This is a genomic window from Streptomyces viridosporus (assembly GCF_002078235.1).
Taxonomy (GTDB): Bacteria; Actinomycetota; Actinomycetes; order Streptomycetales; family Streptomycetaceae; genus Streptomyces; species Streptomyces viridosporus.
On sequence record NZ_MSGP01000643.1, the window covers coordinates 1 to 7847 of the forward strand.

Sequence of the window (7847 nt, forward strand, 5' to 3'; positions counted from 1 at the left end):
CCGCTCGACCCGTTCGGCCCACCGCTCACCGCACCTGGCCCCGCCCGCCCGATCCCGCTCGACCGATCCCCCGATGAGGTTGCACGGTTCATGAACTCCCGTCAGCGCCGCGGCGTGATACTCCTGCTCCTGTCGGTCCTGTGCGCCCTCGGCGCGTTCGCCGGCGTGCTCTCCGTCATCAACGACGTGAAGTCCAAGGTGGGCCCCGAGGTCACCGCGTACCGGCTGAAAACGGACGTGGCGCCCTACAGCGCCCTCAGCACGGGCCAGTTCGAGAAGATCAAGATGCCCGAGCGGTGGCTGTCCGAGAACGCGGTCACCGATCTGCGCGAGATCCGGGGCAAGATCGCCGTGACCACCCTGCGCGAGGGCTCCCTGCTGCAGAGCGACATGGTCGTGGACCAGCCCGCCCTGCAGCCGGGGCAGCAGGAGGTCGCCATCATGATCGACGCGGCGACCGGCGTCGCCGGCAAGATCACGCCGGGCTCGACGGTCAACGTCTACGCCACCTTCGAGGGGGAGCGCGAGGGCGCCGCCGCCCAGTCCAAGATCATCGTGACGAACGCCAAGGTCCTGGACGTGGGTCGGCTCACCGCCCTCGAGCCCGACGAGAAGGACCGCGGCCGCCGGCCCACCGACGCCGTCCCGATCACCTTCGCGCTGTCCACCATCGACGCCCAGCGCATCACCTACGCCGAGTCGTTCGCCCAGCGGGTCCGCCTCGCGCTGGTGGCGCCCGGCGGCGACACCAGCGTCCCCGACTCGCAGCGGACGTACGAACTCGCGAAGGACAAGTGAGAGGCCCGCATGCCCACGAGGATCCTCCCGGCAGTCGGCGACGCGGACGCGGTCCGGTCCCTCACCACACTGCTCAGCCAGCTCCCGGACGCCGAGCCGGTGGCCCCGGTGGCCGACTCCACCCAGCTCGTGGACACCCTCGCGCGCCTGGCCGCCGAGTCCGTCGACGAGCTGCCCGAGGTCGTGGTCGTGCACGAGCGGATCGGCCCCGTCCCCGCCCTGGAGCTGATCCGCGAAGTGGCCCTGCGCTTCCCGGCCGTCGGCGTCATCCTCGTCACCTCCGACGCGAGCCCCGGCCTCTTCCAGGCCGCCATGGACTACGGCGCCCGCGGACTGGTCGCCCTGCCGCTGAGCTACGAGGAGCTCGCCAGCCGCGTCCAGGCCGTCGCCCAGTGGTCGGCCGGGGTGCGCCGCCACCTCGGTGCGGGCAGCGACGTCTTCACCGGCGTCGGCGGCACGGTCGTCACGGTCAGCGGGGCCAAGGGCGGGGTGGGCGCCACCCTGACGGCCGTGCAGCTCGCCCTCGCCGCCCAGGCGTCCGGACGCGCCACCGCCCTCGTCGACATGGACCTCCAGACCGGTGACATCGCCTCCTACCTGGACGTGCAGTTCCGCCGGTCCGTCGTCGACCTCGCCGCGATCAACGACATCTCCCCGCGCGTCCTGGCCGACGCGGTCTTCCGGCACGACACCGGCCTCGCGCTGCTGCTCGCCCCCGCCGAGGGCGAACGCGGCGAGGACGTCACCGACCGCGCCGCCCGCCAGATCGTCAGCACCCTGCGCTCCCGCTACGAGGTCGTCGTCATCGACTGCGGCGCCCAGCTCTCCGGGGCCGGCGCGGCGGCGGTCGAGATGGCCGACACGGCCCTGCTGGTCACCACCCCGGACGTGATCGCCGTACGGGGCGCCAAGCGGACGGTGCGGATGTGGGACCGGCTGCAGATCCGCAAGGCGGAGGAGACCACGGTGGTGGTCAACCGCCACACCCGGGCCACGGAGATCCAGCCCCCGCTCATCCAGCGGATCACCGGCACGGCGGTCGCGGCGACCGCGGTACCGGCCGGTTTCAAGGAACTGCAGGGAGTCGTGGACGCGGGCCGCGTCCACGAACTGGAGAGCAAGAGCGCGGTCAAGCAGGCCCTGTGGGGCCTGGCCGGCGAACTCGGCCTGGTCAGGGCCGCCGAGGGCGCCCACAAGGCGGGCCGGCTGCGCGGTGACCGGGGATCGGTGAGCTTCCGACGGCGCAGGGACGGAGGGGGATGAGGATGCGGGCCGCATCACCTGCACGCGACCGGGACCGTGGCCAGGTCACCATCGAGTTCCTCGGCATGACACCGACGATCCTCGTGACGCTGGTGGTGCTGTGGCAACTCGTGCTGGTGGGATACACGTTCACGCTCGCGGGGAATGCTGCGGACGAGGCGGTGCGGGCGGGCACGGCGGCGACGCCGGGAGTCCGCCAGGGCGCCTGCCAGGAGGCCGGGCTGGACAAGCTGCCCGATGCGTGGGAGGGGGCCGCGACGGTGAACTGCTCGACGGCGGGCGGCTATGTCACGGCCGAGGTGCGGCTGAACGTGCCCGTCCTCTTCCCGGGCACGGCGAACTTCCCCTTCGCGGTGAAGGGCAGGGCCGGCGCGGTGGAGGAGGTGGACTGACATGTCTCATGACCGTGAACCCCGTGACCGTGAACCCCGTGACCGTGGGCCCCATGGCCGTGGGCCTCGTGCCCGTGAGTCCCATGCCCGTGGGCTCCATGTCCACGAACGCCGGGATCGCGGGCCCCATGTCCACGAACGCCGGGACCGCGGGCCCCATGACCGCGAGTGCCGGGACCGCGGGCAGGCCGCCCTCGAGTACCTGGGCTTCATCCCGGTCCTGATCATCGTCGCCATGGCGGCCGTCCAGCTCGGACTGATCGCCTACACCGCCCAGCAGGCCGGCACCGCGGCCCGTGCCGGGGCGCGCAGCGCCTCGCTCGACCGGGGGGCCGGGCCGGCCTGCGCCGCCGCCGTCAGCGACTGGCTGGCCGGAGGCACCTCCTGCGGAGCGGCGGAAGGAGGGGACGAGGTCACCGTCACCGCCACGGTCGACATCCCCTCGATCGTGCCGGGCTGGGACTTCGGCCCCGCCCGGAAGACCGCCACGATGCCGCTCGACCACTGACCGAGGAACGAGGAGCACCGGACCCATGAGCCTGCGGGCACGCATCAACTCCCCCGAGGAGACGGGTGGCCGGGGCGAGGACGGCCACCTGGTCGCCTCCTACCGCGCCAAGCTCCTCGAGGAGATCGACCTCGCGGAGATGAGCTCGCTGGCCGCCGCCGAGCGCCGGGCCAGGCTGGAACGCGTCCTCGGCCACATCATCAGCCGCGAGGGCCCGGTCCTGTCGACCGTGGAGCGCTCCCAGCTGATCCGCCGGGTCGTCGACGAGGCGCTGGGCCTCGGCATCCTGGAACCGTTGCTGGAGGACGCCTCCATCACCGAGATCATGGTGAACGGCCCCGACGCGATCTTCGTGGAGCGCGGCGGCCGGGTGGAGCAGCTCCCGATGCGGTTCGCCTCCCACGACCAGCTCATGCAGACGATCGAGCGCATCGTCTCCACCGTGAACCGCCGCGTGGACGAGTCCAACCCGATGGTCGACGCCCGCCTGCCCTCCGGCGAGCGCGTCAACGTCATCATCCCGCCGTTGTCCCTGACCGGTGCCATCCTCACCATCCGCCGCTTCCCCCGTTCCTTCACCCTCCACGAACTCATCGGCCTCGGCTCGCTCGACGAGCCCATGCTGTACCTGCTGGCCGGGCTGGTGCAGGCGCGGTTCAACGTCATCGTCTCGGGTGCGACGGGCACCGGGAAGACGACCCTGCTCAACGCCCTCTCCGGCCTGATCCCCGAGGGCGAACGCATCATCACCATCGAGGACTCCGCCGAACTCCAGCTCCAGCAGCCGCACGTCATCCGCCTGGAGTCCCGCCCGCCGAACGTCGAGGGCAAGGGCCGGGTCACCATCCGCGACCTGGTGCGCAACTCCCTGCGCATGCGCCCCGACCGCATCGTCGTCGGTGAGGTCCGCGGCGGCGAGTCGCTGGACATGCTCCAGGCGATGTCGACCGGTCACGACGGCTCCCTCGCCACCGTCCACGCCAACAGCGCCGAGGACGCGCTGATGCGCCTGCAGACCCTCGCCTCCATGTCCGACGTCGAGATCCCCTTCGCCGCGCTGCACGACCAGATCAACAGCGCCGTCGACGTGATCGTCCAGCTCACCCGCTTCGCCGACGGCGCCCGCCGCATCACCGAGATCGCCCTGCTGGAGAGCCACGGCGGCGAGCCGTACCGGCTGGCCACGGTCGCCCGCTTCCAGGCACAGCCGATGGCCGCCGACGGCCGCGTCTACGGCGCCTTCGCGTACCACCCGCTCCCGCGCCGCACCGCCGACCGCCTCTACATGGCGAGCCAGCCCATCCCCCAGGCCTTCGGCATCGCCCAGTCCGCCGACCAGCTCGCCACCCGAGAAGCCAGGTAGGAACCGTCCCCATGGATCTGCAGAACCTGATCACGCTGACCACCGGCATCGCACTGCTGACCTGCGTCCTCGCGGTCGTCGGCGTGCACTCCTACGCCACCGGCAGGGCACAGCGGCAGGCGCTGGTGGACCGGCTGTCGGCCACCGGGCAGATCCCGATCGTCGGGCGCCGGCGCCACTTCCCCACCCTGGACCGCCGACTGCGCCGCACCACGTTCGGCAGGAAGCTGGAGCTGCGCCTGGCGGCCACCGGCCTGGACGTCACCCCGGGGGAGTTCTTCGCCGCCATGCTCGCCACGGTCGCCGGTCTCTGGCTCGTCGGCCAGGCGACCCTCGCCCCCTTCTTCGGTCCGATCGCCGGGCTGCTCGGCATCTGGGCGGCCCTGCAGTTTCTCAACTGGCAGCGCCAGAAACGCATCGAGAAGTTCATCAACCAACTCCCCGAGCTGGCACGCATCCTGGCCAACGCCACCCAGGCCGGACTGGCGCTCCGCACGGCCATCGGCATGGCCGCGGAGGAACTGGAGGCCCCGGCGGGCGAGGAACTGTCCAAGGTGGCCAACCAACTGGCGGTGGGCGCCTCGATGGACGACGCGCTGGGCGAACTCGCCGACCGCCTCCCCTCCCGGGAACTGGTCGTCCTGGTCACCACGCTGGTCCTGTCCAACCGCGCGGGCGGTCAGGTGGTGAGCGCCCTGCGCAACCTGACGGAGACCCTGGAGGAGCGCAAGGAGACCCGGCGCGAGGTCCGCACCCAGCTCTCCCAGGTGAGCATGACGTCGTACGCCGTCCCCGTCCTGGGCGTCGGCTCGCTCTTCCTGATGAACGGGGTGAAGGACGGCGCCCTGGAGCGCATGACCGGCTCCCCGGTCGGCCAGGCCGCGGTGATCATCGCCTTCGGCCTCTACGCCGTCGGCTTCGTCCTCATCCGCCGCCTGTCCCGCATCGACGTCTGAGCAGCCGGAACGGCAGAGGAGGAAGGAACCATGGGACTTCTGCTCGCCCTGTTGATGGGCCTCGGCGTCTGGGGCTTCTTCGCCGGCATCCGCATGTACCGGGCCGAGGCCAAGCTCCCCGGCGACCTCGCCCTCGCCCTGGAGGTCGGCGCCACCCGCACCGGCGCGGTCGACTCCCTGGTCGACCGCCTCGGCATGCGCTACGCCCCCGCCGTGCTGCGCCTCATGGGCCCCAAGCAGGTCGCCAAGTACCGCCGTAGGATCGACCTGGCGGGCAACCCCGGCGGCCTCACCCTCGACCGCTACGCCGCCCGCCGCGCGGTCTACGGCGCCCTCGGCGGCGTCGGCTTCCTGGTCTTCCTCCTGCGCGGCCAGCTCTTCGTGGCGCTGCTGCTGCTCGCCTTCGGGGCGTTCTGGACGGAGGTCGGCATCTGGTCGGCGATCCGCATCCGCAAGGACGTGATCGAGCGGACGCTGCCGGACTTCCTGGACGTGCTGGCGGTCGTGGTGAGCGCGGGGCTCGGCTTCCGCCAGGCCCTGGACCGCGTGGCGTCGAAGTACGAGGGCCCGTGGGCGGACGAGCTGCGCATCACCCTGCGCCAGATGGACCTGGGCATGAGCCGCCGCCAGGCCTTCGCGGAACTCCGGCGCAGGAACGACTCGGAGCAGGTCGCCATGTTCGTCACGGCGCTCCAGCAGGGCGAGGAACTCGGCGCCCCGATCGTCGACACCCTGGTGTCCCTGGCCAAGGACATGCGCCGCACGGACGCCCAGAACGCCCGCCGCAAGGCCGCCCGCGCGGTCCCCAAGGCCACCATGATGATCACCACGTTCATGGTCCCGGCCACGATGATCCTCCTCGGCGCCGGCCTGATCCTCGGCTCCGGCACCGACTTCGGCTCGATCACGGGCGAGTAGGACGGGGGCGGGGCGCCATGACGACGACCGGGGAACGCACGGGGGACCGCGCGGGGCTGCTCCGCCGACGCCCCAGGACGCCCGAGATCACCACCCCACCGGCGGGCACGGTCCTCCCCGCCCACGTCCGGACGGGCGCGGCGGACATCCCGGTGACGTCGGCGACGCCGGTGCTGCCACCGGGCTGGGAGGCGGCCGGGGGCGCCCGGCCCCCGCAGGGGCCGCCCGCCCCCGACGGCGAGAGCCGCACGGGTGATGCGGCAGGGAACGGAACCCCGGCCGAAGGCCGGAACACCCCCCACGCACCCGCACCGGACGTCGACATCCAGATCAACGCCCTGCAGGCCCTGTGCCGGCAGGCGTTCGGCTTCCGGCTGGCGATGATCGCGATCGCCGCCCCCGCGGCCCTCCTCAACGCGAGCCCGGGCTGGGGCACCCGCCTGGTCGGCAGCGCGGTCGTGGTCACCTTCATGGCGTCCTACGTGCTCTTCCGGGACTGGGAACGCTTCGGTCCCCTCCTCCTGCGCCACCCCACGCTCCTCGCCGTGGACACCCTCTTCGGCGCCCTGCTCCTCGTCTCCGCGGGCCCGGACACCACCCTCGCCTACGTCAGCGTCTGCACCCCGCTCCTGGCGGGCCTGGTCTACGGCTGGCGGGGCGCGGCCGTCTTCGCCTCCCTCCAGGGCCTGATCCTGCTGCTGGTCTACGCGACCCTGGAGGACCCGCACGAGGGACTGGCCCAGACGCTGCTCCTGCCCGGCCTCTGCGTGGTCGCGGGCGCGGTCGGCTCCAGCCTGCGCAACCTGATGCTCCGCTTCGGCGCGGCGACCCAGGTCCTGACGGCGGTCCAGGCCCGCCTGGCCGTCACCGAGGCGGTCGGCGCGGAACGCGCCCGTCTGGCCCGGGAGATGCACGACTCGGTGGCGAAGACCCTGCACGGAGTCGCCCTGGCGGCGGACGGCCTGGCGGGCACGGCGGGCGCCCCGCACATGGACGCTGCCCTGGTGAGGCAACAGGCGGAACTCGTCGCCCGCTCGGCCCGCCGCGCGGCGGCGGAATCCCGTGAACTCCTCGCCGACCTGCGCCGTGAATCGGACCCGGAGCAGGGCACGGACGTCCTGGTCGAGCTGGCGGCCCGCACCCGTGACTTCAGCGCCCGCACCGGCCTGCCGGCGGCCTACCGCCCGACCGGCGACCACGCGGTCCCACCTGTCCCCCCGGCGGTGGCCCGCCAGCTCCTCACCATCGCCTCGGAGGCCATGGAGAACGCCCACCGGCACGCCGGGCCGACCCGGGTCGACGTGTGCGCGGGCGTCCACGGCGGCCTGCTCCGCATCAGCGTCCACGACGACGGCCGTGGCCTCCCGCCCGGCACGAACCTCGAACAACTCCGCCGCGCCGGCCACTTCGGCCTGCTCGGCATGGTCGAACGGGCGGCCTCCGTCGGCGCCCGCATCCGCATCGGCCGCGGCTCGCACACCCGGGGCACGGAGGTCCGGCTGGAACTCCCCCTGGCGGCCGTGACGGCACCCGGTCCCCCGGAGGCGACCCCATGAGCAAGCCGTACGTGTCCCCCCGTCCCCGGAGAGGAGGCAGCCCCATGCAGAGCCCCACGCAGCCGCCGCCGAACCCCTTCCAGAACGTCCCCC

The 7847-nt window shown here is 72.7% G+C and carries 7 protein-coding genes and 1 pseudogene; all 8 read left to right on the forward strand.

What is annotated here, in order from left to right; all coding sequences use genetic code 11:
- The first annotated feature begins 90 nt into the window (after nt 1-90).
- Nucleotides 91-798 carry a Flp pilus assembly protein CpaB gene (gene cpaB, locus B7L92_RS34905; protein ID WP_081241234.1) on the forward strand — a complete coding sequence of 236 codons (708 nt, stop codon included), beginning with the start codon at nt 91-93 and terminating at the stop codon, nt 796-798.
- 9 nt (nt 799-807) lie between these two features.
- Complete coding sequence (locus B7L92_RS34910; RefSeq protein ID WP_081241235.1) at nt 808-2061, forward strand: CpaE/TadZ family protein; 1254 nt, start codon at nt 808-810, stop codon at nt 2059-2061.
- Nucleotides 2058-2453 (forward strand): septum formation initiator, encoded by a 396-nt coding sequence (locus tag B7L92_RS34915; RefSeq protein ID WP_081241236.1) that lies wholly within the window; start codon nt 2058-2060, stop codon nt 2451-2453. The genes B7L92_RS34910 and B7L92_RS34915 overlap by 4 nt, the downstream gene beginning before the upstream one ends.
- A 172-nt stretch (nt 2454-2625) precedes the next feature.
- Nucleotides 2626-2961, forward strand: a pseudogene (locus B7L92_RS43085) (TadE/TadG family type IV pilus assembly protein); the annotation flags it as partial.
- A gap of 25 nt (nt 2962-2986) precedes the next feature.
- Entirely contained in the window at nt 2987-4324 is a 1338-nt protein-coding gene (locus B7L92_RS34925) for a TadA family conjugal transfer-associated ATPase (RefSeq protein ID WP_081241238.1), read from the forward strand.
- Between the two features lie 11 nt (nt 4325-4335).
- Complete coding sequence (locus B7L92_RS34930) at nt 4336-5280, forward strand: type II secretion system F family protein (RefSeq protein WP_081241239.1); 945 nt, start codon at nt 4336-4338, stop codon at nt 5278-5280.
- A 30-nt stretch (nt 5281-5310) separates the two neighbouring features.
- The gene (locus B7L92_RS34935) at nt 5311-6198 is read left to right on the forward strand and encodes a DUF5936 domain-containing protein (protein WP_081241240.1); all 888 of its coding nucleotides are present in this window, start codon (nt 5311-5313) and stop codon (nt 6196-6198) included.
- 17 nt (nt 6199-6215) lie between these two features.
- Nucleotides 6216-7754 (forward strand): sensor histidine kinase, encoded by a 1539-nt coding sequence (locus tag B7L92_RS34940; protein WP_081241241.1) that lies wholly within the window; start codon nt 6216-6218, stop codon nt 7752-7754.
- Nucleotides 7755-7847: the final 93 nt, after the last annotated feature.

Coding starts and splice junctions, on each gene's coding strand:
- cpaB (WP_081241234.1), top strand. CDS start 91: ATGAACTCCCGTCAGCGCCGCGGCGTGATACTCCTGCTCCTGTCGGTC.
- B7L92_RS34930 (WP_081241239.1), top strand. CDS start 4,336: ATGGATCTGCAGAACCTGATCACGCTGACCACCGGCATCGCACTGCTG.
- B7L92_RS34910 (WP_081241235.1), top strand. CDS start 808: ATGCCCACGAGGATCCTCCCGGCAGTCGGCGACGCGGACGCGGTCCGG.
- B7L92_RS34935 (WP_081241240.1), top strand. CDS start 5,311: ATGGGACTTCTGCTCGCCCTGTTGATGGGCCTCGGCGTCTGGGGCTTC.
- B7L92_RS34915 (WP_081241236.1), top strand. CDS start 2,058: ATGAGGATGCGGGCCGCATCACCTGCACGCGACCGGGACCGTGGCCAG.
- B7L92_RS34940 (WP_081241241.1), top strand. CDS start 6,216: ATGACGACGACCGGGGAACGCACGGGGGACCGCGCGGGGCTGCTCCGC.
- B7L92_RS34925 (WP_081241238.1), top strand. CDS start 2,987: ATGAGCCTGCGGGCACGCATCAACTCCCCCGAGGAGACGGGTGGCCGG.